Here is a 375-nt window from a genome sequence, read left to right on the forward strand (position 1 = left end):
TGGAGGATACAGGGCTCGAACCTGTGACCCTCTGCTTGTAAGGCAGACGCTCTCCCAACTGAGCTAATCCTCCAAAAGAGTGACCCGTGCGGGATTTGAACCCACGATACCAGCGTGAAAGGCTGGTGTCTTAACCACTTGACTAACGGGTCATCAACGGAGAGTAAGGGATTCGAACCCTTGATACAGGCTTTAACCCGTATACAGCATTTCCAATGCTGCTCCTTCGGCCAACTCGGACAACTCTCCAATATCCAAACCCTGGCACAGTTAGAACCAGGTGCCAAAGTTTGCGTTTGCGTGGCAACGTCCTATCCTCGCAGGGAGCGATCCCCCAACTACTTTCGGCGTGTTGAAGCTTAACTTCTGTGTTCG

Annotated in this window: 3 tRNA genes; all 3 read right to left on the reverse strand. The window is 52.0% G+C overall.

What is annotated here, in order from left to right:
* Positions 1-73 (reverse strand) — tRNA-Val (locus QOS10_RS09545).
* Positions 74-80: 7 nt separating this feature from the next.
* Positions 81-152, reverse strand: a tRNA-Glu gene (locus tag QOS10_RS09550).
* 5 nt (positions 153-157) lie between these two features.
* Positions 158-249: transfer RNA gene (locus tag QOS10_RS09555), tRNA-Ser, on the reverse strand.
* Positions 250-375 lie beyond the last annotated feature (126 nt).

Source organism: Limosilactobacillus galli (assembly GCF_947381495.1).
Classification (GTDB): Bacteria; Bacillota; Bacilli; order Lactobacillales; family Lactobacillaceae; genus Limosilactobacillus; species Limosilactobacillus galli.